The sequence below is a fragment of the Streptosporangium sp. NPDC002524 genome, from assembly GCF_040295985.1.
GTDB lineage: Bacteria > Actinomycetota > Actinomycetes > Streptosporangiales > Streptosporangiaceae > Streptosporangium.
Genome location: NZ_JBEOWK010000024.1, coordinates 117,102 through 139,949, shown reverse-complemented (window position 1 = coordinate 139,949; position 22,848 = coordinate 117,102). Strand labels below are relative to the sequence as shown.

Annotated in this window: 16 protein-coding genes; 11 read left to right on the top strand and 5 right to left on the bottom strand. The window is 70.6% G+C overall.

Translation table 11 applies throughout. The features are described 5' to 3' along the window. Positions 1 to 32: 32 nt before the first annotated feature. Together ABT053_RS33310 and ABT053_RS33305 are read right to left on the bottom strand one after the other, a co-directional pair. Positions 33 to 896 carry an NAD(+)/NADH kinase gene (locus ABT053_RS33310; protein WP_350974516.1) on the bottom strand — a complete coding sequence of 288 codons (864 nt, stop codon included), beginning with the start codon at positions 894 to 896 and terminating at the stop codon, positions 33 to 35. A 207-nt stretch (positions 897 to 1,103) separates the two neighbouring features. Beyond that, entirely contained in the window at positions 1,104 to 1,526 is a 423-nt protein-coding gene (locus tag ABT053_RS33305; protein WP_350974515.1) for a hypothetical protein, read from the bottom strand. Positions 1,527 to 1,842: 316 nt separating this feature from the next. Between ABT053_RS33305 and ABT053_RS33300 the strand changes: the two genes are divergently transcribed. The 4 genes from ABT053_RS33300 (at position 1,843) to ABT053_RS33285 (ending at position 6,841) form a co-directional block, all read left to right on the top strand. Beyond that, positions 1,843 to 2,643 carry a sulfotransferase family protein gene (locus ABT053_RS33300; RefSeq protein ID WP_350974514.1) on the top strand — a complete coding sequence of 267 codons (801 nt, stop codon included), beginning with the start codon at positions 1,843 to 1,845 and terminating at the stop codon, positions 2,641 to 2,643. After that, the gene (locus ABT053_RS33295) at positions 2,640 to 3,839 is read left to right on the top strand and encodes a glycosyltransferase family 4 protein (protein ID WP_350974512.1); all 1,200 of its coding nucleotides are present in this window, start codon (positions 2,640 to 2,642) and stop codon (positions 3,837 to 3,839) included. Before ABT053_RS33300 ends, ABT053_RS33295 begins: the two co-directional genes overlap by 4 nt. Before the next feature lie 435 nt (positions 3,840 to 4,274). Continuing rightward, on the top strand, positions 4,275 to 5,708 hold the full coding sequence (locus tag ABT053_RS33290) for a family 2B encapsulin nanocompartment shell protein (protein ID WP_502991926.1): 1,434 nt from the start codon (positions 4,275 to 4,277) through the stop codon (positions 5,706 to 5,708). A gap of 92 nt (positions 5,709 to 5,800) precedes the next feature. Further along, positions 5,801 to 6,841 (top strand): family 2 encapsulin nanocompartment cargo protein polyprenyl transferase, encoded by a 1,041-nt coding sequence (locus ABT053_RS33285; RefSeq protein ID WP_350974508.1) that lies wholly within the window; start codon positions 5,801 to 5,803, stop codon positions 6,839 to 6,841. A 201-nt stretch (positions 6,842 to 7,042) separates the two neighbouring features. Here ABT053_RS33285 and ABT053_RS33280 read toward each other — a convergent pair whose 3' ends face one another. Then, a complete protein-coding gene (locus ABT053_RS33280; protein WP_350974507.1) occupies positions 7,043 to 8,194 on the bottom strand; it encodes an acyl-CoA dehydrogenase family protein in 1,152 nt (383 codons plus the stop codon). Positions 8,195 to 8,378: 184 nt separating this feature from the next. Continuing rightward, positions 8,379 to 9,113 carry a hypothetical protein gene (locus ABT053_RS33275; protein WP_350974505.1) on the bottom strand — a complete coding sequence of 245 codons (735 nt, stop codon included), beginning with the start codon at positions 9,111 to 9,113 and terminating at the stop codon, positions 8,379 to 8,381. 350 nt (positions 9,114 to 9,463) lie between these two features. On the opposite strand from ABT053_RS33275, the gene ABT053_RS33270 reads away from it, so the two are divergent. The 4 genes from ABT053_RS33270 (at position 9,464) to ABT053_RS33255 (ending at position 14,201) form a co-directional block, all read left to right on the top strand. Beyond that, positions 9,464 to 11,101 (top strand): ABC-F family ATP-binding cassette domain-containing protein, encoded by a 1,638-nt coding sequence (locus ABT053_RS33270; protein ID WP_350974503.1) that lies wholly within the window; start codon positions 9,464 to 9,466, stop codon positions 11,099 to 11,101. An 84-nt stretch (positions 11,102 to 11,185) separates the two neighbouring features. Next, positions 11,186 to 12,166: a LacI family DNA-binding transcriptional regulator gene (locus ABT053_RS33265; protein ID WP_350974501.1), complete on the top strand. Its 981-nt coding sequence runs from the start codon at positions 11,186 to 11,188 to the stop codon at positions 12,164 to 12,166. A gap of 465 nt (positions 12,167 to 12,631) precedes the next feature. Further along, entirely contained in the window at positions 12,632 to 13,183 is a 552-nt protein-coding gene (locus tag ABT053_RS33260; protein WP_350974499.1) for a hypothetical protein, read from the top strand. A gap of 22 nt (positions 13,184 to 13,205) precedes the next feature. Next, a complete protein-coding gene (locus ABT053_RS33255) occupies positions 13,206 to 14,201 on the top strand; it encodes a hypothetical protein (RefSeq protein ID WP_350974498.1) in 996 nt (331 codons plus the stop codon). Positions 14,202 to 14,299: 98 nt separating this feature from the next. Here ABT053_RS33255 and ABT053_RS33250 read toward each other — a convergent pair whose 3' ends face one another. Then, positions 14,300 to 14,815, bottom strand: coding sequence for a hypothetical protein (locus ABT053_RS33250; protein WP_350974496.1), 516 nt, complete (start codon positions 14,813 to 14,815; stop codon positions 14,300 to 14,302). Between the two features lie 130 nt (positions 14,816 to 14,945). Between ABT053_RS33250 and ppgK the strand changes: the two genes are divergently transcribed. The 3 genes from ppgK to hrpA all read left to right on the top strand — a co-directional run bounded on the left by ppgK (position 14,946) and on the right by hrpA (position 22,837). Next, positions 14,946 to 15,677 (top strand): polyphosphate--glucose phosphotransferase, encoded by a 732-nt coding sequence (ppgK, locus tag ABT053_RS33245; RefSeq protein ID WP_350974495.1) that lies wholly within the window; start codon positions 14,946 to 14,948, stop codon positions 15,675 to 15,677. Between the two features lie 595 nt (positions 15,678 to 16,272). After that, on the top strand, positions 16,273 to 18,576 hold the full coding sequence (locus ABT053_RS43515; RefSeq protein WP_502991925.1) for a glycoside hydrolase family 6 protein: 2,304 nt from the start codon (positions 16,273 to 16,275) through the stop codon (positions 18,574 to 18,576). A gap of 364 nt (positions 18,577 to 18,940) precedes the next feature. Beyond that, complete coding sequence (gene hrpA / locus ABT053_RS33230) at positions 18,941 to 22,837, top strand: ATP-dependent RNA helicase HrpA (protein WP_350974494.1); 3,897 nt, start codon at positions 18,941 to 18,943, stop codon at positions 22,835 to 22,837. The last annotated feature ends 11 nt before the right edge of the window (positions 22,838 to 22,848 follow it).

The following is a 22,848-nucleotide window of genomic DNA, read 5'->3' as shown; positions in this document are numbered from 1 at the left end:
GTGCCGGGGCGGTGCGGTGATTCCGGAACGGTCTAGTCGACCTCGGCGCTGCCGTTGACGCGGAGCTTGCGGCGGGCGCGGTCGTAGAAGCTCTTCGGGCCGAGCCGGACCACCCAGGCGGCGGCGCGGATCGCGGTGACGGCGAGCCCGTCCCCCGGCGTGAGGTGCGCGGCCACCGTGCCGTCCACCTCCACGGCCAGCCGGCCGCTCGTCGGCAGCAGGTCGAGCACGACCCGCTCGTCGGCCGAGAGCACGATGGCCCGGTTGAACGACGAGTGCGCCGCCGCGGGGACCACGAGGAACCCCTCGACCGTCGGCGACACGATGGGCCCGCCCGCGGAGAAGCTGTAGGCGGTCGACCCGGTGGGGGTGGCCACGATCACCGCGTCGGCCGCGTAGCGCACGAAGGGGTGTCCCTCCACGGTGATCGACACCGCCGACAGCCCGTCCCCCGGTATCCGCACCAGGGCGATGTCGTTGAACGCGGTCACCGCCGTGCCGTCGGGCAGGGCCGCCCGCACCGCCATGCGCGGCTCGACCGTGTAGGCGTGGCTGTCGATGGCCGACAGCGCGGGGGGCAGCTCGTCGACGTCGATCTCCGCGAGGAACCCCAGCTTGCCGAGGTTGACGCCGAGGACCGGGGTCTGCCGCCCCGAGATGAGGCGCATGGTGCGCAGCATCGTGCCGTCGCCGCCGAGGCTGACGAGCAGGTCGGCGCGGTCGACCAGGGTGGCGCTGTCGACCGACACCGCGCTGCAGTCGATGCGCCCGACCTCGTCGGGCAGCCCCAGCACCGTGACGTCGCGGGCGCGGGCCCACTCCACGATCGTGTCGATGGCCACCTTCGAATCGCGCTGCGGGTGCAGAACCAGCCCCACGGTCTTGACCATCCCCATGCCCCACACTGTACGGGGCCCGCCGCCGGGACCGTACGCCGCGATCCCCCGCCCAGGCGGGAACGAAGCCCGGAAGACGGGCCGGAGCGCGTGCCCGGCACCGGGGAGCGGGTCCCGAGGGCGGGAGATCGTCGTCCGGGAGCGGTGACGGGCGGGAGCGCGTGTCCCGTGCCGGGAGAACCGGACCCGGCGGAGGCGGGAGGCGGGTCAGTTCTGGCGGCGTTCCTTCATCCGCGCCTCGTGGATGTGGCGGCGCCCGCCCGCGAGCCGTTCCCTGACCCGCCTCTCCACGCCGGTGAAGACGTCGTGGTAGCCGTCCTCGTACTCCTCCACGATCTGGAAGGTCCAGTGGCCGGGGATGACGTCGAGGCCGATCAGCTCCCGGGTCACCAGGTCGGCCATCTCGGGGTGGCCCGCGGCGCGCAGCAGCTCCACCGCCTCGTCGAGCTGCAGATCGGCGTGACCGGTGAGCTGGTGGAAGGAGTAGAGGTGCCCGCGGGCCCTCTCGGTCGTCTCCAGCGCCTCGGAGAGCTTCCCCAGGGCCTCGGCGGTGGCGTCGTCGACGTCGCGGGGCGGGGCGTCCGGCGAGGTTCGTGAGGAGGCCGGATCCGGCCGTACGTCATGGGTCACTCGATCTCCTCCGCGCGGGGCACGATGAGCCGGGGGCGGCGTGCCCGAGCGTGGTCGCCGACCGGCCGCATGCCCTCTGAGCTGTGGGAACGTGTCACTACCCCGCCTGGGAGGGGCGAATCACCGGCTGTTTCCAGCGTCGTCCCAAGGGCCGGGCACGGCTGTGGACGGGGAGGTGTTCTTGAGTGAACACACAGTTAAATGCCAGGAAAGGTGACTACCCTCCCTGGGCATGGACTGGCAGCGCAAGGCCAACGACGCCCTTGTCAGGCTAACCGGATTCCAGCTTAACCGAGTAGGGAAAGTTGGTCCACCGGTGGCCGCGGGGGCGCCCGCGCCCGCGGAGGAGTCGTTCAGGCCGCCCGCGGACCCGAAGGTCGACCGGCTGCTGGTCGCCCCGATCTTCATCCTCTCGCCGGTGAGGTCCGGCTCCACGCTCCTGAGGGCCCTGCTCAACGCCCATTCCATGCTGCACGCCCCGCACGAGCTGCACGTGCGCAGGCTCCGGGTGGAGTTCGGCACCTCGCTGGCGGAGAAGGCGATGGGAGCCCTCGGGCACGAGCGGGCCGACCTGGAACACCTGCTGTGGGACCGCGTGCTCCACCGCGAGCTGGTCAGGAGCGGCAAGACGTTCGTCGTGGACAAGACACCGGCCAACGCCTTCGCGTACCGGCGCATCGCCGCGTGCTGGCCGGACGCCCGCTTCGTCTTCCTGCTGCGCCACCCGGCGTCCGTCGCGAGCTCGTGGTACGAGGCCGGAGCCGGCAAGAGGACGCCCGAGGAGGCGGCGCTCGACGCCCTGCGCTACATGAAGGCCGTGCAGCGGGCGCGGGGGGCGCTCAGCGGGTGCACCGTGCGCTACGAGGACCTGACCGCCGACCCCGGGGCCGAGGCGCGCCGCCTCTGCGACTTCCTCGGCGTCCCCTGGGAGCCGGAGATGCTGGCGTACGGCGACCAGGCCGTGCTGGAGAAGGGGCTCGGCGACTGGAAGGACAAGATCCGCTCGGGGAGCGTGCAGCCCGCGCGCGACCTGCCGGGGGAGAGGGAGATCCCGGAGTCGCTCAGGCCGATGTGCGAGAGCTGGGGATACCTGCCGCGCGCCGCGGAGCCCACATGACGTCGCCCGGGACCCCCGGTGCCTCCACGCCCATGAAGATCCGCTACATGCTCCTGCACGCGTACGGCATGGGCGGGACGATCCGCACGGTGGTCAACCAGGCGAACGCGATGGCCGCCGCCGGGCACGAGGTCGAGATCGTCAGCGTGGTGCGCCGGAGGGAGAGGCCCCAGTTCCCGATCGACGCGCGCGTCCGCCTGCTGGCGCTGTCGGACCAGCGCGACGGCAGGCCCTCGGACTCGGTGGGGCGCAGGGCCTGGCGGCGGATCCGCGGCAAGATCGTGCCCGCGGGGGAGTTCGCGGCCTCCTACTTCACCGAGCGCGTGGAGCGGGCCGTCATCGACTACGTCTCCGCGCTCCAGGACGGCATCCTGGTCACCACCCGCCCCGCGCTGAACCTCATCTCCGCCCGGCGTGCTCCCGCGAGCGTCGTCAGGATCGCCCAGGAGCACATGAACCTGGCCACCCACCCCGAGGCGGTCCGGGCGGCGATCGCCCGTCACTACGGGAACCTGGACGCGGTGGCCGTGCTCACCGGGACCGACAGGAGGGAGTACCAGGCGCTCCTGCCCGGCACCCCCGTCGTGCGCGTCCCCAACGCGGTCGGCGCCGTGCGGCGGCCACCCGGCCGGCGGGAGGACCGGCTCGTGGTCGCGGCCGGGCGGCTCGTCGGGCAGAAGGGCTTCGACCTGCTGATCCCCGCGTTCCGCAAGGTCGTCGACCGGCATCCCGACTGGCGGCTGCGCATCTACGGCACCGGCCCGAAGAAGGACGCGCTGCGCGGGCTCCTGAAGGAGCACGGGCTGGATGACAACGTCACCCTGATGGGACGGACCGACCGCCTCGACGAGGAGCTGGCCAGGGCCTCCTTCTACGTGCTCAGCTCGCGCTTCGAGGGCCTGCCGATGGTGATGATCGAGGCGATGACCCAGGCGCTGCCCGTCGTCGCCTTCGACTGCCCGACCGGCCCGGCCGACGTGCTCACCTCCGGGATCGACGGGTTGCTCGTCCCTCCCCGGGACGTCGACGCGCTGGCGGCGGCGATGGTCCGGCTCATCGAGGACCGGGGGCTGCGGGAGCGGATGGGGGCCGCCGCGGCCGTCACCGCGCGTGACTACACGCCCGAAGTGGTCATGCCGCTCTGGGAGAACCTGTTCGCCGAGCTCCTGGGCCGCGCACCGGAACCGCCCCGCTGACCGGTTCCACCGGTTTTCCTCTTTTACGGGACATGCGGCCCGGAACGGTGTTTCGGCTTTCCGTCGTGCTGTCACCCGGATCCGAGGCGTCCCGGAGGATTTTCCGTGTCGCGCGGAAGGGTGTTTCGGGGGCGCCGTGCCGACCTTCGGGGGTACGCGGCACAATGTCTGGAATAACGGATATTCCCAGCTCGAAAGCCCATCGGGTGAGCTGTGCCGCCATTATGAATAAGACATTCGCTGTTTTTCCGGCATTTGGCGATAACGGCTTTGCCGATTGCCGGCCGGATCGTATTCAATGCTTGACAGAATATTTAAGGGCAACCCAAAATTGAGGCGTCCACGGTGGCGGGCCGTATCCGGCTCCGCGCATCGGGGGGTCAACGATTCTGCCGTTTCTGTCGCGGGTAATTGACGTTCCCCCCTGGTTGTTCCATGTCTTCTTCCCCTGTCAGTACGAATACGGATCGGTGGTGTGTTGTGACGGAGTTCGAGGCTGGTGGCCGGTCGCAGCTGAGTCTGAGTACGGACGCCGCGCGTAACCTGGCGACGACGACCAAGTCGACTCCCCAGATGCAGGAGATCACCTCACGGTGGCTGCTGCGGATGCTCCCCTGGACGCAGGTCTCGGGCGGCACCTACCGGGTCAACCGGCGGCTGACCTACACGATCGGCGACGGGCGGGTGAGCTTCACCAACTCCGGGTCGCAGGTGGCGGTCATCCCGGCCGAGCTGTGCGAGCTGCCCCTGCTGCGCGGGTTCGACGACTCCGACGCCCTCGACGCGCTGGCGGGCCGGTTCGTCCAGCGGGACTTCCAGGCCGGTGACGTGCTCGTGGAGGCGGGTCGGCCCGCCGACGAGGTCGTGGTCATCGCGCACGGCAAGGTCAACAAGGTCGGCACCGGCCCGTACGGCGACGAGATCGTGCTGACCGTGCTGGCCGCGGGCGACCACTTCGGCGACGACACGCTGGTCGGCGAGGGGGCCGAGTGGCCGTTCACCGCCAAGGCGGTGACCGGCGGCACGGCGATGGTCCTGCCCCGGCAGGCCTTCCTGGAGGTGGCCGAGCAGGCGGAGACGCTCCAGGCCCACCTGCGGCAGCGGGAGACGGCCGCCCAGGGGCCGCGGAACAAGTACGGCGAGGCCGCCGTCGAGGTGGCCGCCGGGCACGCGGGGGAGGCCGACCTGCCGGGCACGTTCGTCGACTACGAGCTCTCCCCGCGCGAGTACCAGCTGAGCGTCGCGCAGACGGTCCTGCGGGTGCACAGCCGGGTGGCCGACCTCTACAACGACCCGATGGACCAGATCGAGCAGCAGCTCCGGCTCACGATCGAGGTGCTGCGCGAGCGGCAGGAGCACGAGCTGATCAACAACCGCGAGTTCGGGCTGCTGCACAACGCCGACCTCAAGCAGCGGATCCACACCCGCACCGGCCCGCCCACCCCCGACGACCTCGACGAGCTGCTCAGCCGCCGCAGGAGCACGAGCTTCTTCCTCGCCCACCCGCACGCCATCGCCGCCTTCGGCCGCGAGTGCAACGCGCGCGGGCTCTACCCGCAGGGCGTCGACGTCGGCGGCAGCGGGGTGCCCGCCTGGCGCGGCGTCCCCATCTTCTCCTGCAGCAAGATCCCCATCACCGAGACCCGCACCACCTCGATCCTGGCCATGCGCGTCGGCGAGGACAACCAGGGGGTCATCGGCCTGCACCAGACCGGCATCCCCGACGAGTACCAACCCAGCCTGTCGGTCCGCTTCATGGGCATCAGCGAGAAGGCGATCATCTCCTACCTGGTGAGCGCCTACTACTCCGCCGCCGTCCTGGTGCCCGACGCGCTCGGAATCCTGGAAGACGTCGAGATCGGCCACTGAGGGCGGCCGAGGACAGTCGAGGGCAGTCGAGGGCAGTCGAGGGCAGTCGAGGACAGGGCTCCGGACCGGCCGCCGAGCGAGGGAGAGCGAGCATGACGACCATAGAGATGTCGACGGACGGGCGGTCCGCGGGCGAGGTGCTGGCCTGGAGCCGGGACATGGTCGAGGCGACCCTGCGCCCGGCGGCCGACACGCTGCCCGCGTCGATGAGGCGCATCGCCGGATACCACTTCGGCTGGTGGGACGAGCAGGGCCGGCCGTCCACGACCGGCGGGGGCAAGGCGATCCGCCCCGCGCTGGCCCTGCTGTCGGCCGAGGCCGTCGGCGGCACCGCCGTCTCGGCGCTCCGGCCGGCGGCCGCCGTCGAGCTGGTGCACGACTTCTCCCTGCTGCACGACGACGTGATGGACGGCGACCGGACCCGCCGCCACCGCCCCACGGCCTGGGCCGTCTTCGGTGTCAGCCCGGCCATCCTGGCCGGCGACGCGCTGCTGACGCTCGCCTTCGACGTGCTCGCGACCGGAGGGCACCCGGGCACCGCCGAGGCGACCCGGATCTTCAGCACCGCGGTCCAGGAGCTGCTGGACGGCCAGAGCGCGGACGTCTCCTTCGAGGAGCGCCAGGACGTCGGGCCAGCCGAGTGCATGAGCATGGCGGCCGGCAAGACCGGGGCCCTGCTGGGGTGCGCCTCCGGGCTCGGCGCCCTGTTCGGCGGTGGCGGCCCGGAGCAGGTCGAGCACTTCGTCGCCTTCGGCAGGGACCTGGGGCTGGCGTTCCAGCTCGTCGACGACCTGCTGGGCATCTGGGGCGATCCCGAGACGACCGGCAAGCCGGTCCACTCCGATCTGCGCAGCCGCAAGAAGTCCGTCCCGGTCGTCGCCGCCCTCACCTCCGGCACCCCGGCCGGACGGGAGCTGGCCGGGCTCTACCACCGGGAGCGGCCGCTCTCCGACCCCGAGCTGGTCCGCGCGGCCGAGCTCGTCGAGGCCGCGGGCGGGCGGGCCTGGACCCAGGTGGAGGCCGACGAGCTGCTCGCCCGGGCCCTGCGCCACCTGGTGTCCGCGGGCGCGCTGTCCCGGCCCGCCGCCGAGCTGACCACCCTCGCCCGCCTCGTCACCCGCCGCGACCACTGATCGGAGCGGGTCGTGCGGCGGTCGTGCGGCGGCCGTGCGCCTGCCGAAGACGCCAAGGCGCTCGGAGGGCAGCCGCTAAGGGGACAAGGGCTCGGGCGAAGCACCCGAGCGGGAGCGTCCGGCCGAGGGCTCTCGGCCGGGGACGCTCGAACGGGCCTCTCACGCGAAGGCGCTCAGGCGGCGGTTTCCGGCACGGCGTGCTCAGACGAAGGCGCTCGTGCCGGTGATCGCCCGTCCCACGATGAGGGTGTTGATCTCGCGCGTCCCCTCGTAGGAGTAGATCGCCTCGGAGTCGGCCACGAACCGGCCGACGTCGTAGTCGAGGACGATGCCGTTGCCGCCCAGGATCTCCCTGGCCCATCCCACGGCCTCGCGCATCCGCGCCGTGCAGAAGGCCTTGGCCATGGCCGAGTGCTCGTCCTTGTAGACACCCGCGTCCTGGAGCTGCGCCAGCCGCACCACCATGCCCAGCGAGCAGGTGACGTTGCCCAGCATCCGCACGAGCAGGTCCTGCACGAGCTGGAAGCCCGCGATCGGCTTCCCGAACTGCTCGCGCGTCTTCGCGTACTCCAGCGCGAGCTCGTAGGCGCCCGTCATGCAGCCCACCGCCTGCCAGGCCACGCCTCCCCGGGTCTGCCGCAGGATGGTGCCGGTGTCGCGGAAGCCGTTGGCCTTCTGCAGCCGGTTGATCTCCGGCACCAGGCAGTTGGTGAGCGTGATGTCGGCGTTCTGGACCGTGCGCAGGGCTATCTTGTTCTCGATCTTCGTGGCGGCGAAGCCGGGCGTGCCCTTCTCCACCACGAATCCCTTGACCTGGCCGTCCGCCTCGTCCTTGGCCCACACCACGATCAGGTCGGCGAAGGTCGCGTTGCCGATCCAGCGCTTGGCCCCGTTGAGCACCCACACGTCGCCTTCGCGCCGGGCCGTCGTGCGCAGCCCCGACGCGACGTCGGAACCCCCCTCGGGCTCCGTCAGCGCGAACGCCCCGATCTTCTCCATCGCCGCCATCGGCGGCAGCCACCGCTCCCGCTGCTCCTCCGAGCCCAGCCGGTCGACGCTGCCCATCGCCAGGCCGTTGTGGACACCGAAGAACGTGCCCATCGACGGGTCCACCCGGTTCATCTCCAGCACCACGAACCCGGTCAGCAGGCTCCGTGCCCCCCGATAGGCCAGGCCCGCGATGTCGAGTTTTGCGAACTCGGGGATCAGCTGGTGGGGGAAGCGCGCGTTGGTCCACGCCTCGTTCGCGATGGGCGCGACCTCGCGCGCCATGAACTCCCGTACCCGGAGCACGATCTCCTTCTCGTGCTCCTCCAGCAGCTCGGAGTAGTCGTAGAAATCACCCGTCGTCATCGGCGCGGCTTCCCTCCGGTCGTCGTACCCTTTCGCTGCCCGAAAGCCGGGGGATCAAGCGGGCGACCTCGGCCGACCTCGCCGGGAGACACAGAAAACACCGGAAACGCTGGAAGCCCGGGTCGCCCCGGGCTTCCGCGTCGGCTCTACCGTCCGGCCGCGCCGCGACCGTCAGGCGGGATCACTACCAGCGACGGGTGTACACGCGCACCTTGTCGGTCCGGCTGCGGCTCTCGGAGAGCTCGTCGGTGCCGTCGAAGATCGCGCGGTACTCACCGCTGCTGTACGCGCGGGCCTTGGCGCGGAAGGTGCCCTTCCAGCCGGTGTCGGGGGAGGTGACGAACTTCCACGTGTTGGAGCCGCGCTTGCGGAAGTAGATCTCCACCTCCTCGCCGCGGACGCCCTTCCAGCGGTCGTCGTCCACCTGGAGACGGCCGGTGAAGTAGACCCAGCGGCCCTTGCGGACGGCCTCGGGGCTCGCGGAGAACCGGTAGATGCGGGTGTCGGCCTTCTCGGCCTTCTCGTGGACGACGGAGAAGTTGACCTCGTCGGTCACCTTCTTGCCGTCCTTGTCGTACGCGTCGGCGATCGCGACCCAGCGACCCTCGAAGTCGTTCTCGTCGAAGCTGGTCGTGAAGCGCCACAGGTCACCCTGGTGCAGGAGCCTGGGCTCCTGTGCCGCCTGGGTGCGGGCCCGGTCGGAGACCGGCCTGAGGCGAAGCTCGACGCGGGTGGCCTCGGTGGTACGGACCTCGATGGTGACCCTCGTGTCGTCGTCTCCCTTCACGACGACCGGGTTCGGGCTGACGTTGTCGATGCGCACGCTGAGAGCGACTCGCTCCGCGGAGGCCGTTCCCGCGGACAGGAGCAGCGAGCTGCTCACCGCCGCTGACAGCAGACCGATGGCGATTCGTTTCATCAAGACGCTTTCCTCTTCTCCCCGTTCGTTGGAGACGATCAGAGTTGACCGTTCCCACCCCATAAGACGGCACAGAAGCGACTGATGTTGCCTGAAGTCCGCAAAAAAGGGTGTTTACGTTTCCGTAAGGTAACGTTTTCCGGCGGGAATGGCCTGGTCAGTCACCGATCATCTGGCCTCAAAATTTTTTCGCTAATAAATGTAATATGTCCGATTTGTCGGGAATAGGGTTTGAGGGTGGGGAGTGGCGAACCGGTGGCGTGCGGTCAGGGTGGGATGGCCTTTTATCGTGATGTAGCGGACATACGGGACGTGACGCCGTGGTGCCGGCGGGCGGATAGCGTTTGCGTATGAGTGCCACCATCGTCGCCAAGGACCTGGCCGCCGGACACGGCGACCGAGCGCTTTTCACCGGGCTCGACCTGGTGGTCGCCCCCGGCGACATCGTCGGCCTGGTCGGGGTGAACGGCGCGGGCAAGTCCACCCTGATGCGGATCCTCGCGGGACTGCTCCCTCCCGAGCACGGCTCCGTGCGGCTCAGCCCGCCCTCGGCGTCGGTCGGCTACCTCCCCCAGGAGCGCGAGCGCCGCGCGGACGAGACGGTCGCGGACTTCCTGGCCCGCCGTACGGGGGTGGCCGCCGCGCAGCGCGCGCTGGACGCCGCGACCCAGGGGCTGGTGGAGGGGACCCCGGGGGCGGACGACGACTACTCGGCCGGCCTGGAGCGCTGGCTCGCCCTGGGCGGTGCCGACCTGGAGGACCGGGCCGCCGAGGTCGTCGCCGAGCTCGGCCTCGCCGTGGAGCTCGACCGGCCGATGACGGCGCTCTCCGGCGGCCAGGCCGCGCGGGCGGGCATGGCCTCCCTGCTGCTCAGCCGCTACGACGTCTTCCTGCTGGACGAGCCCACCAACGACCTCGACCTGGAGGGGCTGGAGCGGCTCGAACGCTTCGTCACCGGCCTGCGCGCCGGGACCGTCCTGGTCAGCCACGACCGCGAGTTCCTGGCCAGGACCGTGAACCGGGTCGTCGAGCTCGACCTCGCCCAGCAGCTGGTCAGGGTGCACGGCGGCGGCTACGAGGCCTACCTCACCGAGCGCGAGGTCGCCCGCCGGCACGCCCGCGACGAGTACGAGGAGTACGCCGGAACCGTCGCCTCCCTCAAGCAGCGCGCGGGGATGCAGCGCGCCTGGATGGAGAAGGGCGTCAAGAACGCGCGGCGCAAGGCGCCCGACAACGACAAGATCGGCCGCAACCTCCGTACCGAGACCACCGAGAAGCAGGCCGCGAAGGCCCGCCAGACCGAGCGGCTGATCGAGCGGATGGAGGAGGTCGAGGAGCCCCGCAAGGAGTGGGAGCTCCGCATGGAGATCGCGGTGGCCCCGAGGTCGGGGGCCGTCGTCGCGACGCTGCGCGGCGCCGTGGTCCGGCGCGGCGCCTTCACCCTCGGCCCGGTGAACCTGGAGGTCGGCTGGGCCGAGCGGGTGGCGGTCACCGGCGCCAACGGCTCCGGCAAGTCGACCCTGCTGGCCGCGCTCCTGGGCCGGCTCCCGCTGGACGAGGGCAACGCCTCGCTCGGTCCCGGGGTGGTCGTCGGGGAGGTGGACCAGGCGCGCGGGCTGTTCCTCGGCGACGAACCCCTGGTGGAGGCCTTCGGCGCGGCCGTGCCCGACATGGTTCCCGGGGACGTCCGCACGCTGCTCGCCAAGTTCGGGCTCCGGGCCGCGCACGTGCCGCGCCCGGCCGCCACCCTGTCCCCGGGGGAGCGGACCCGGGCCGCGCTGGCGCTGCTCCAGGCGCGCGGGGTGAACCTCCTCGTGCTCGACGAGCCGACCAACCACCTGGACCTGGCCGCGATCGAGCAGCTGGAGTCCGCGCTCGCCTCCTATCCCGGTACGCTGCTGCTGGTCACCCACGACCGCCGGATGCTGGACGCGGTGCACACCACCCGGCGGGTCCACGTCGACGGCGGCAGGATCACCGAAAACTGACGGGGACGACCCCCGGACCTGACTGTTGACGTAACTTTCGCAAGTCGCCGCAAGTAATTGCTTCTCTTGCCTTATAGTTTCATCATGACGCGACGGCTTGCAGAAGTGGCCAAGAAGGTCGGGATGAGCGAGGCGACGGTCAGTCGCGTGCTCAACGGGAAGCCCGGAGTGTCCGAGGCGACCCGTGAGGCCGTCCTCACGGCGCTCGACGTGCTCGGCTACGAGCGGCCGACCCAGCTGCGCGGCGACAGGGCGCGGTTGGTCGGGCTCGTCCTCCCCGAGCTGCAGAACCCCATCTTCCCCGCTTTCGCCGAGGTCGTCGGGGGTGCGCTGGCCCAGCAGGGGTTCACCTCGGTGTTGTGCACCCGCACCCTGGGCGGCGTCTCCGAGGCGGAGTACGTCGACCTGCTGCTCCAGCAGCAGGTGTCCGGCGTGGTCTTCGCCGGAGGGCTGTTCGCCCAGGCCGACGCCTCCCACGAGCACTACGAGCTGCTGCGGGAGCGGCGCCTGCCGACCGTGCTGGTGAACGCCGCGGTCGCGCACCTCGCGTTTCCCCAGGTCTCCTGCGACGACGTGGCCGCCGCCGAGATGGCGCTCGGCCACCTGCGGTCGCTGGGCCACGAACGGATCGGCATGGTGCTCGGCCCCCCCGACCACGTGCCCTCGCGGCGCAAGCTGGACGCGGCGGATCTCGACCCCGAGTTCATCGAGCACACCATGTTCTCCCTGGAAGGGGGGCACGCGGCGGCCGCGCGGCTGATCCGCAGGGGCGTGACCGGCGTCATCTGCGCCAGCGACGTGATGGCCCTGGGCGCGATCAGGGCGGCCCGCCGGGCGGGGCTCTCCGTGCCCGACGACGTCTCGGTGATCGGCTACGACGACTCCGCGCTGATGAACTGCACCGACCCGCCGCTGACGACGCTGCGCCAGCCGATCGACGCGATGGGCCGCGCGGTCGTCGACCTGCTCGCGGCACAGATCGACAAGGCCCTGGTCCCGGCCGACGAGCTGCTCTTCGAGCCCGAGCTGGTGGTGAGGGCCTCGACCGGCCCGGTCAAGCGCTGAGGGGGAGCCCGCCGGAGGCGAGGGCGGGTTCGAGAGGGTTCCCCGGGTCCACGGGCTCGGGCATTCGCTCCAGGAGCCGCCGGTGGATGATCTCGCAGACGAACGTCGGTATCTTCCGGATCCACATTCACCTGTTACGAACATATGTCGTGAATAAGAAGCCGGAATGTCCTTGGCTTCCTGAGCGCGAGCCCTCCGGGGCCTCCGTGACGGGGGGCGGCGTCACGCGGCTCCGCGTGCTCGCCCGAGGGATTCGCGCGACCGGTCCGGGCTCGCCACGGGTTCGCGGTGCCGCCTTGGCACCGTCCGGGGCTTTGATTCTCGCCGGAACATCTCCGGGTCTCCCGTTTGCCGTTTTCGTCACGCTGAGTAGTTATTGATCTCTTAGAGTTATCGCGACAAGTGTGGAAGATCCGCCACTTGCCGCCCCCCGAAGACATTCTCGTCATTCGGAAGGAAGAGATCTTGCGTAAGAGACTTGCCGCGCTCACCTCGGCGGGCGTGGGCGCTTTGATGGTCATCCTGGCGGCACCGGCGGTGGCCGCTCCCACCGCCGACACCATCGTCACGTTCACCGTAGTGGCGGGAACCCTGGACATCGTCGCGCCAGCCGGCCCGATCAACCTCGGCTCGGCTCCCCCCGGCGGCACGCTCACCGGGCAGATCGGTCCCGTGACGGTCACCGACACCCGCGGCGGGGCCACCTCGACCTGGACCGCGACGGTGTACGCGACGAACTTCACCAGTGGCGCGCTGACCATCCCCTTCAGCGCCGTCCTGTACTGGTCCGGGCCCGCGACCGCCACCAGCGGGGGCGGCACCTTCATCCCCGGCCAGCCCACGGCGGCCGACGCGGTCCCCCTGGGAGGCACGCCGCCGACCGCCGTCCCGGCCTTCGCCCACACGGGAGGCACCGGAGGCAGCACGGCGACCTGGAACCCCACGCTGATCGTCAACATCCCCATCACGGCTCAGACCGGCACCTACACCGGGACGGTGACACATCAGGTGGCGTGACCGGGGCGCCGGCCCGTTCGCGGTGACGCTGCTGGCCGTGCTGTGTGCCGGAGGGGCCGGCGGGGTCGGCGGGGTCGGCGCGTCGGCCGGGACGGGCGCGGTCGCCGCCGAGCCCAGGGGCACCATCGGCATCCGCCTGCTCGAGGCACCGGTCAGCCACCGCGGCGATCCCCGCGCGCTCTCCTACATCGTCGACCATCTCAATCCGGGCACCACGATCCGGCGGAAGGTGGAGATCTCCAACACGTCCGGGAAACGCCGGCACGTCAGCCTGTATCCGGCCGCCGCCGACGTCGTGCGGAACAGGTTCAACGCGCTGGCGGGCCGTCCTAAGAACGAGCTGGTGAGCTGGATGTCGCTCGACCGCGACGCGGTCGACCTGCCACCGGGCGGCAGGGCGACCGCCCAGGTGACGATCGGGGTGCCGCCGATCGCCTCGCGCGGCGAGCGGTTCGGCGTCGTCTGGGCGGAGGTCGCCGCCGAAGCCGACGACGCCCACCCCGTGCGCGTCGTCAACCGGGTCGGGATCCGCGTCTACCTCGACGTCGGGCCGGGCGGCGAACCGCCGTCGGACTTCCGGGTCGAGAGACTGACGCCCGCACGCACCTCGGACGGCAGCGTGCAACTGGCGGCGCTGACCCGCAACACCGGGGAGCGGACCCTGGACATGAACGGGGCGCTGTCTCTGAGGGAGGGCCCCGGCGGCCTGCAGGCCGGGCCCTTCCCCGCCGACCTGGGGGTCACGCTGCTCCCGGGTTCCGTCGCCCCGGTGACCGTGACCATGGACCGGCGCATGCCTGACGGCCCCTGGAAGGGCAGGCTGACCCTGACGAGCGGCATGGTGAAACGGGCGGTCACCGCGACCTTCACCTTCCCGGCGGCGGGCCAGGGCCGTTCCGTCGAGCCCGACGAGAACTACCTGCCCCTGGTGGGACTGGTGGCCGGGGTGGTCGTGCCCGTCACCGCCCTCGGCCTCATGGTGCGCCGCAGGCGCCGGGCCGCCGTCCCGGTGAGCTGACGCTCCCGCCGGGTGGCGGCCCGGCGCCTGCGGGCCGTGCCGGGCGGGCGGGGTCTCCCCGCCCGCCGCTCACTTCACGTCGTCCTACGTCACTTCGGTCACTTCGAGATGTAGAGGACCTTCCAGGTGCCCGCGTACAGGCAGTTCAGGGAGGGCTTGGAAGCCTTGGCCTCGGAGCAGACCTTGAGCTCTACCTGGTAGAGGTCGTGCTGGGTGAACGTGAACGACTTCGGGGTGCCGTACGAGCAGTCGACGATGCTGCGGTGCTTGAACGGCAGGTTCTTGCCGTCGGGGGTCCGGTAGGTGAGGCGGAAGACCGCCCAGCCGCAGGAGGGGCCCCTCGTCAGGTCGTAGACCTTGCCGGAGATCCTGCCCGTCTCGGCGGCGGGGATGACCGCGTGGTCCTCACCGGAGACCGTCAGCGAGCCCTTCGTCTTCGCCCTCCTGCCGGGGGCGTAGTAGGTGCCCCACGGACCGGCGCCCTGCGACGCCGTCGTGCCGGTGGCGGCCGGGCCGGTCTGGGGCTGGGCGGTCGCCGCCTGGGCGGTCGCGGGGGCGATGGAGACGATGGCGGTGGCGAGGGCGAGTCCCGCGAGGAGGCGGCTGGTCTTCATGGGAGGGGTTCCTTTCCGGCTGCTGTGTCCACAGTGTGTGATGGACCGCTTTCAACCGGGTTGACCGCTCACTGCAAACGAGTATCAGCCGCCTGTCACGGGGAAGAGGGAGTCAACAGGAGGTAAGCACATGGAAGCGCTGGGAATCGACATCGGTGGGTCGGGGATCAAGGGTGCGCCGGTGGACGTCGCGAAGGGGCGGCTGACGCGGGAGCGGCTGCGCATCCCCACGCCGGATCCCGCCAAGCCCGAGGCGGTGGCCGGGGTGGTGGCGGAGATCGTCGAGCACTTCGCCTGGGAGGGACCGGTGGGGGTGACCTTTCCCGGGATCGTGGTCGACGGGGTCGCCAGGTCGGCCGCGAACGTGGACAAGGACTGGATCGGCACGGACGCGCGGAAGCTGTTCTCCGGGGCGACGGGGCTGCCGGTGGCGGTGCTCAACGACGCCGACGCGGCCGGCCTCGCCGAGGTGGCGGCGGGCGCCGCCAAGGGCCGGACGGGTGTGGTGATGCTGCTGACCTTCGGTACCGGGATCGGCAGCGCCCTGCTCATCGACGGCCGCCTGGTGCCCAACACCGAGCTCGGCCACCTGGAGATCAGGGGCAAGGAGGCCGAGAAGCGCGCCTCCGACCACGCCCGCGAGGCGCACGACCTCGACTGGGACGAGTGGGCCGAGAAGGTGCAGGAGTATCTGGAACACGTCGAGGCGCTGTTCTCCCCGTCGCTGTTCATCATCGGCGGAGGGGTCAGCAAGAAGGCCGACAAGTTCCTGCCCCAGATCAAGCTGCGCACCCCGATCGTCCCCGCGGGCCTTCAGAACGAGGCGGGCATCGTGGGCGCCGCCATGGCGGCCATCGGGTAACGGCGGCCCTGCCCGGGTGCGCGCTTCACGCAGGCGGCCCGGGGAGGCCGGCGTACGCCGGGCGCGAGGACCCGGGGGCGCGGCCGGCCGCGCCGAAGGCGGAGCGCGGGCAGCCGGGGAGGACGGCGTGCGTCAAGGGGGGCACGGGGGAGCCGGTGACGGCTGCGCCGAGGGCGAGGCGTGGGAGCCGGGAACGGTGGTGGCTGCGCCGAGGGCGAAGGGCCGCGGGAGCCGGGAACGACGGCGGGGGCCGCGTGGAGGCCGGGGAGTCCCCGGGGTCTCGGGGAGGGTTTGGCGGTGGCTGCCGCGGGGTCTCGGGGAGGGTTTGGCGGTGGCTGCCGCGGGGTCTCCGGAAAGGGTTTGGCGGTGGCTGCCACGGGGTCTCCCGAAACGGTTCGGGGGCGGCTACCGCGCACCGTTCGCGAGGGGCCCCGGAGAGGGGTCTGAAACTTTCACGGTGCTCGAAATCCGTTCGGTGAGGTCAGAGGCCGGGACGGCCTCATTCGGGGGCCTCCGACGTGCAACAAGCTGTACACATCCGTGAAACATCCGGACTATGGGAGCGCTCCCACCATCCTCCTGGAGATGATCACGAATGACAGTAAATCCGCGCCGCCATGCCTGGCGCAACCGGGTGGCGACCATGGCGGCCATGCTCATGGCCGCCGCCGGTCTCGCCACCGGGCAGGCCGCCACGGCGCACGCCGCAGTCGCCTGCGACGTCGCCTACACCACCAACGACTGGCAGGGCGGATTCACCGCCAGCGTCACCCTCAAGAACCTCGGTGACCCGCTCACCAGCTGGACCCTGGGCTTCGCCTTCACCGCCGGGCAGACCATCCAGCAGGGCTGGTCGGCGACCTGGGCCCAGTCGGGCACCCAGGTCACCGCGAAGAACCTCGCCTGGAACGGCGCCCTCGCCACCGGCGCCTCCACCAGCATGGGCTTCAACGGGACGTCGACCGGGAGCAACCCCAAGCCGGCCGCCTTCACGGTCAACGGCGTGACCTGCGGCGGGCAGCCCCCGGTCAACCAGCCCCCCACGGTCAGCCTGACCAGCCCCGCCTCCGGCTCCTCCCACCAGGCCGGTGCCGCCGTGCCGCTCGCGGCGACCGCGAGCGACGACGGCTCCGTCAGCAAGGTGGAGTTCTACGTCGACGGCACGCTGGTCAACACCGACACCAGCTCCCCGTACTCCTACTCCGCCACCGGCCTGTCGTCCGGCTCCCACACCGCCAGCGCCAAGGCCTTCGACAACGCCTCCCCGGCGCTCTCCACCCAGACCGCGGCGGTCCCCTTCACCGTGGGCGGCGGCACCTCGACGCCGTCGATCGTCGCCTCCCCGACCTCCCTCAGCGTTCCCGAGGGCGCGTCCAGGACGGCCGGCTTCAGGCTCAGCCAGGCGCCGAGCGGCAGCGTCACGGTCAACCTGACCAAGACGGGTGACGCCAGCGTCACCATCTCGCCCTCCACACTGACCTTCACCACCGCCAACTGGAACACGGCGCAGAACGTGACGGTCTCGGCGGCGCAGGACTCCGACGACACGAACGGCACCGCCACCGTCACGGCCGCCGCCACCGGCCACACCGGCGCCTCCGTCGCCGTGACCGAGGCGGACGACGACGGCGGCACGACGCCGCCCGTGCACGTCGACAACCCCTACGCCGGAGCCGACGGCTACGTGAACCCCGACTGGTCGGCCAAGGCCGCCGCCGAGCCGGGCGGCAGCGCGGTCGCCAACATCTCCACCGGCGTGTGGCTGGACCGCATCGCCGCCATCGCGGGCTCCTCCTCGGCGATGGGCCTGCGCGCCCACCTGGACGAGGCCCTGGAGCAGGACGCGGCGAACGGCAGCAGGCCGCTGACGATCCAGTTCGTCATCTACAACCTGCCCAACCGCGACTGCTCGGCGCTCGCCTCCAACGGTGAGCTGCTCATCGCCCAGAACGGTCTCAACCGCTACAAGACCGAGTACATCGACCCGATCGCCGCGATCATGGGCGAGTCCAAGTACGCGGGCCTGCGCATCTCGACGATCATCGAGATCGACTCGCTGCCGAACCTGATCACCAACCTCAACGTGCCCAAGTGCCAGGAGGCCAAGGACAGCGGCGCCTACGTCGACGGTGTCCGCTACGCCCTGAACAAGCTGCACGCGATCAACAACGTCTACACCTACATCGACGCCGCGCACCACGGCTGGCTCGGCTGGGACACCAACTTCGGCCCGGCCGCGGACCTGTTCGCGAGCACCGTCTCCGGCACCACCGCCGGCTTCGACAGCGTCGACGGCTTCATCACCAACACCGCCAACTACTCGGCGCTGCGTGAGCCGCACTTCACCATCAACACGACCGTCAACGGCCAGAACATCCGCCAGTCCCGGTGGCTGGACTGGAACTTCTACGTCGACGAGCTGTCCTTCGCCCAGGCCTTCAGGACCACGCTGATCCAGAAGGGCTTCCGGTCCAACATCGGCATGCTGATCGACACCTCCCGCAACGGCTGGGGAGGCTCGGCCCGCCCGGCCGCTCCCAGCACCTCGACGGACGTGAACACCTTCGTCAACCAGTCGCGCGTCGACCGCAGGATCCACGCCGGCAACTGGTGCAACCAGAGCGGTGCCGGACTGGGCGAGCGCCCGCAGGCCAGCCCCGCCACCGGCCTGGACGCCTACGTCTGGATCAAGCCCCCGGGTGAGTCCGACGGCTCCAGCCGGGAGATCCCGAACAACGAGGGCAAGGGCTTCGACCGGATGTGCGACCCGACCTACACCGGCAACGAGCGCAACGGCAACAACGCCAGCGGCGCCCTGCCGGACGCGCCGATCTCCGGCCAGTGGTTCTCCGCCCAGTTCCGCCAGCTGCTCCAGAACGCCTACCCGGCGCTCCCGTAACCCGCTGATCCCGGGTCCCGCTCCCGCTCCCGCGGGACCCGGGTGAGGCCCGAACGCGACGGCCCCGCCACCCCACCCCCGGGGAGGCGGGGCCGCTTCCCTTTCCCACCCCTCTTTCCCGCTTCCCTTTTCCTTTTCCGCTCCTTTTCCCGACCCCCTTGCCCGACCCTCTTTCCCGGTGCTCTCGCCCGGTGGCCGGGCACGGGCCGCCGTACGGCCGGATATTGGGATGCGGCGGAGCGGTGGCTCGGGCAGCATGGGCGGTTGGGCCTTCACACAGGGGCCTTCAGGTGTGGAGCCTCACACGCGCCTCACGGCCGCGGGTGAGCCTTCACACGTGGGCCGAAAGTATCCTGGGTTCAGTATGGGAACGCCTCCTTTGACATCGCCTCTCTCCGATCTGCACGCGCGCCTGCCCGAGCTCACGCTGCGTGACCAGCGGCGACTTCGCCGCAGGCTCGACGGGGCCCGCAGGGTCAGAAACCGTGCCGCGCAGCAGAAGATCGCCGCGGAGATCACCTCCGACATCGAGCGGGCCGAGCGGCGGGTCGCCCAGCGCCGCGCCGGTGTCCCCGCGATCACCTATCCGGAGGCGCTGCCGGTCAGCCAGCGCAGGGACGACATCCTGGAGGCGATCCGCGACAACCAGGTCGTGATCGTCGCCGGGGAGACCGGTTCCGGCAAGACCACCCAGCTGCCGAAGATCTGCCTTGAGCTGGGCCGGGGCGTCAGGGGCCTGATCGGGCACACCCAGCCCCGCCGCATCGCCGCCCGTACGGTGGCCGAGCGCGTCGCCGAGGAGCTCGACACCCCGCTCGGCGACGCGGTGGGCTACAAGGTGCGCTTCACCGACCAGGTGAGCGACGGCACCCTCGTCAAGGTCATGACGGACGGCATCCTGCTCGCCGAGCTGCAGAACGACCGCGACCTCGACCAGTACGACACGCTGATCGTCGACGAGGCGCACGAGCGCAGCCTCAACATCGACTTCATCCTGGGCTACCTCAAGCAGCTGCTCCCGCGCCGCCCCGACCTGAAGGTGATCATCACCTCGGCGACCATCGACCCCGAGCGCTTCTCCAAGCACTTCGGCGACGCGCCGATCGTGGAGGTCTCCGGCCGGACCTACCCCGTCGAGGTGCGTTACCGGCCGATCGCCGAGGACGACGACCAGATCCAGGCGATCGGCAACGCCGTCGACGAGCTGTGCGCGGAGGGGCCCGGCGACATCCTGGTCTTCCTCAGCGGCGAGCGGGAGATCCGCGACACCGCCGAGGCGCTGTCGAAACGCAAGGACGCCGAGATCCTGCCGCTGTACGCCAGGCTGTCCGCCGCCGAGCAGCACCGGGTCTTCCAGCGGCACTCCAACCGCCGGGTCGTGCTGGCCACCAACGTGGCCGAGACCTCGCTGACCGTGCCGGGCATCAAGTACGTCGTCGACCCCGGCTTCGCCAGGATCTCCCGCTACAGCCACCGCACCAAGGTCCAGCGCCTGCCCATCGAGGCGATCTCCCAGGCCTCGGCCAACCAGCGCAAGGGCCGCTGCGGCCGCGTCTCCGAGGGCATCTGCATCCGGCTGTACGAGGAGGACGACTTCGTCACCCGGCCGGAGTTCACCGACCCGGAGATCCTGCGCACCAACCTCGCCTCGGTCATCCTGCAGATGACCTCGATCGGCCTGGGCGACATCGGGGCCTTCCCGTTCGTCGAGCCGCCCGACCAGCGCCAGGTCAGGGACGGCTACGACCTGCTGCTGGAGCTGGGCGCCTTCGACCAGGCCAGGCAGATGACCCCGCTCGGCCGCAAGCTGGCGGGGCTCCCGGTCGACCCGCGCCTGGCCCGCATGGTGCTGGAGGCCGACCACAACGGCTGCGTCCGCGAGGTCATGGTCATCGCCTCCGCCCTGTCGATCCAGGACCCGCGCGAGCGGCCGGCCGAGAAGCAGCAGGCCGCCGACGAGAAGCACCGCCGCTTCGCGGACAAGGAGTCCGACTTCGTCTCGTACCTGAACCTGTGGGAATACCTGCAGGAGCAGCAGAAGGAGCTGTCGTCCAGCGCGTTCCGGCGGTTGTGCAAGGCCGAGTTCCTCAACTACCTGCGCGTCCGCGAGTGGCAGGACGTCTACGGCCAGCTCCGCCAGATGGCGAAGACCCTGGGCGTCACCCTCAACGGCACCCCCGGTGACGAGCAGAAGATCCACGTCTCCCTGCTGTCGGGCCTGCTGTCCCACGTCGGCGTCAAGGACATCGACAAGAAGACCGCCGACGCCGGAGGCGGCCGTCGTCCCCCGAACGAGCCGCGCAGGCCCATGACGGAGTACGTCGGCGCGCGCAACGCCCGGTTCGCGATCTTCCCGGGCTCCGCGCTCGCCAAGAAGCAGCCGCTCTGGGTGATGTCCGCCGAGCTGGTGGAGACCTCGCGGCTGTGGGCCCGGGTCAACGCCAAGATCGAACCCGAGTGGGTCGAGCCGCTCGCCCAGCACCTGATCAAGCGCACCTACTCCGAGCCGCACTGGGAGAAGAAGCAGGGCTCGGTGATGGCCTACGAGAAAGTCACCCTGTACGGCGTCCCGATCGTGGTCGAGCGCAAGGTCAACTACGGTCGCATCGACCCCGAGCTGAGCCGGGAGCTGTTCATCCGGCACGCCCTGGTCGAGGGCGACTGGGAGACCCACCACGCCTTCTTCAGGGAGAACCGCAGGCTGCTCGAAGAGGTCGAGGAGCTGGAGGAGCGGGCCCGGCGCCGCGACATCCTCGTCGACGACGAGACGCTGTTCGACTTCTACGACCAGCGCGTCCCCGCCGACGTCGTCTCCGGGCGCCACTTCGACTCCTGGTGGAAGAGGGCGAGGACCGACCAGCCCGACCTGCTCAGCTTCGAGAAGTCGATGCTGATCAGCGAGACGGCGGGCGACGTCAGCCAGCGCGACTATCCCGACGTGTGGCGCCAGGGCGGCCTGCGCTTCCCGCTGACGTACCAGTTCGAGCCAGGCACCGACGCCGACGGCGTCACCGCGCACATCCCGCTCGCGCTGCTCAACCAGGTCAACGTCGAGGGCTTCGACTGGCAGATCCCGGGGCTGCGCGAGGAGCTGCTCACCGCGCTCATCCGGAGCCTGCCCAAGCACATCCGGCGTAACTTCGTCCCCGCCCCCAACTACGCGAAGAAGGCCCTGGAGCGGGCCGAGCCCACCCAGGAGCCGCTGCTCGCGGTGCTGGAGCGCGAGCTGCTGAACCTGACGGGGATCCAGGTGCCGCGCGAGGCCTGGCAGCCCGACCTGGTCCCCGACCACCTCAAGATCACCTTCCGGGTGATCGACGGCCGCAAGCAGAAGCTGGCCGAGAGCAAGGACCTCGCCGGGCTGAAACGAAGGCTCGCCCCCAAGCTCCGCCAGACCCTGTCCAAGGCCGCCGACGGCCTGGAGAAGTCCGGCCTGACGGGGTGGACCGTGGGCGCGCTGCCCAAGACGTTCGAGCAGCGCAGGATGAAGGCCTACCCGGCGCTCGCCGACGAGGGCGCCACCGTGGCCGTACGGATGTTCGAGACCGAGGCCGAGCAGCGCCGGGCGATGTGGGAGGGCACCCGCAGGCTGCTGCTGCTCAACACCCCGTCACCGGCCAAATGGGTGCTCGGCCGTCTCGGCAACCAGTCCAAGCTCGCCCTGAGCCGCAGCCCGCACGCCGGTGCCACCGCGCTGTTCGACGACTGCATCGCCTGCGCCGCCGACCACCTCATGACCGAGCACGGAGGTCCGGTCTGGGACGAATCAGCCTTCGCCGCCCTGCACGACAGGGTCCGGGCCGAGCTGTTCGACACCACCGCCGAGGTGGTCGCCAGGGTCGAGAGCATCCTCAAGGTCTGGCACACCGTCTCGACCCTGCTGCCCGAGTCGCGCTCCGCCCCCGCGATCGAGGACATCCGCGACCAGGTGGCGAACCTCGTCTACCCGGGGTTCGTCACCGAGACCGGCTACAGGCGGCTGCCCGACCTGCTCCGCTATCTCAAGGGGGCCGAACGGAGGCTGGAGAAGGTCCACGAGGACGCGTTCCGCGACGGGGAGCGGATGAACCAGGTGCACGACATCGAGGACGACTATCACGAGCTGGTCGAGAAGCTTCCCCCGGCCCGCCGCTCCGACGACGACGTCCGCCAGATCCGCTGGATGATCGAGGAGCTCAGGGTCAGCTACTTCGCCCAGACCCTCGGCACCCCGTACTCGATCTCCGACAAGCGCATCCGCAAGGCGATGGAGAAGCTCTGAGCTCCGGGACC

Coding starts and splice junctions, on each gene's coding strand:
- ABT053_RS33285 (WP_350974508.1), top strand. CDS start 5,801: ATGACGACCATAGAGATGTCGACGGACGGGCGGTCCGCGGGCGAGGTG.
- ABT053_RS33290 (WP_502991926.1), top strand. CDS start 4,275: ATGTCTTCTTCCCCTGTCAGTACGAATACGGATCGGTGGTGTGTTGTG.
- ABT053_RS33310 (WP_350974516.1), bottom strand. CDS start 896: ATGGGGATGGTCAAGACCGTGGGGCTGGTTCTGCACCCGCAGCGCGAT.
- ABT053_RS43515 (WP_502991925.1), top strand. CDS start 16,273: ATGACAGTAAATCCGCGCCGCCATGCCTGGCGCAACCGGGTGGCGACC.
- ABT053_RS33265 (WP_350974501.1), top strand. CDS start 11,186: ATGACGCGACGGCTTGCAGAAGTGGCCAAGAAGGTCGGGATGAGCGAG.
- ABT053_RS33295 (WP_350974512.1), top strand. CDS start 2,640: ATGACGTCGCCCGGGACCCCCGGTGCCTCCACGCCCATGAAGATCCGC.
- ABT053_RS33250 (WP_350974496.1), bottom strand. CDS start 14,815: ATGAAGACCAGCCGCCTCCTCGCGGGACTCGCCCTCGCCACCGCCATC.
- ABT053_RS33270 (WP_350974503.1), top strand. CDS start 9,464: ATGAGTGCCACCATCGTCGCCAAGGACCTGGCCGCCGGACACGGCGAC.
- ABT053_RS33275 (WP_350974505.1), bottom strand. CDS start 9,113: ATGAAACGAATCGCCATCGGTCTGCTGTCAGCGGCGGTGAGCAGCTCG.
- ABT053_RS33280 (WP_350974507.1), bottom strand. CDS start 8,194: ATGACGACGGGTGATTTCTACGACTACTCCGAGCTGCTGGAGGAGCAC.
- hrpA (WP_350974494.1), top strand. CDS start 18,941: ATGGGAACGCCTCCTTTGACATCGCCTCTCTCCGATCTGCACGCGCGC.
- ppgK (WP_350974495.1), top strand. CDS start 14,946: ATGGAAGCGCTGGGAATCGACATCGGTGGGTCGGGGATCAAGGGTGCG.